A 738-nucleotide genomic window follows, 5' to 3' on the forward strand; every position below is an offset into this window, starting at 1 on the left:
GCGGTCGTACTCGACAGCGAGGGCTTGGACCTGATCGCGGCCGAGGGTGTGTGCTGCCTCAGCCAGGGCAACACCCTCACCGGCGCAGGGATCACAGATCCTCATTCTGCCCGACGGGGCAGGAGCGAGGGCCTGCAGAGCGCGTTCGAGGGTGACCTCATCGGTAGGGAAATAGCCGTTGCGTGCGAAGTTGCGCGCCAAGCGCGGGAACATGAGGGCCATGGGGCCTCCTTGAGTCTGAGAGGGATGGCTCAGGCTTGTGCCTGAGCATCGGTGGTAAGAATGCTTTCGCGGATCAGCTCACCGAGGGTGGGCTCGAGCACGTCGACCCGCAGGGCGAGTCGCCAGGCGCAGACGTTGCCGATCGTCCCGGGTAGGGCGGTCAACATCTGGTGCTGGGTGAGGATCTCCATCACAGGCTCGCGCCAGTGCTGCAGGAGGGGGAGCGGACAGGTTTCCATCACCAGCGGCCAGAGCCTCTGGTGTGGATCCTCATCGCGCTGCAGGAGTGCGAAGGCGAGGTGATTGCCTCGGTCGGGCGCCGAGGCGCGCCGATCGAACAGCCAAAGATTGAGCAGGCTGCCGAACAACGTGCCGCGGAACTGGCGGGTGGTGCGTTTCTCCAGGAGATCCTGGTTTGGAAAGACAGGTAAGCGGCGGCCGTGCACGATGATGTGGAAATGGTCGATCCCATTTGCTTCCCGGCCCAGCGTCAGCCTGGCCAGGAACTCTTGTGTC

1 protein-coding gene and 1 pseudogene are annotated in these 738 nt (G+C 64.2%); both read right to left on the reverse strand.

Translation table 11 applies throughout. From position 1 onward, the window contains the following. Positions 1 to 222 (reverse strand): annotated as a pseudogene (locus tag HMPREF2924_RS25060) (class I SAM-dependent methyltransferase); the annotation flags it as partial. A 29-nt stretch (positions 223 to 251) separates the two neighbouring features. Then, positions 252 to 738, reverse strand: a 487-nt coding sequence (locus HMPREF2924_RS25065) for a hypothetical protein (RefSeq protein ID WP_141765577.1), incomplete at its 5' end; no start/stop codon positions are given.

Source organism: Pseudomonas sp. HMSC063H08 (assembly GCF_001813645.1).
Taxonomy (GTDB): domain Bacteria; phylum Pseudomonadota; class Gammaproteobacteria; order Pseudomonadales; family Pseudomonadaceae; genus Pseudomonas; species Pseudomonas aeruginosa.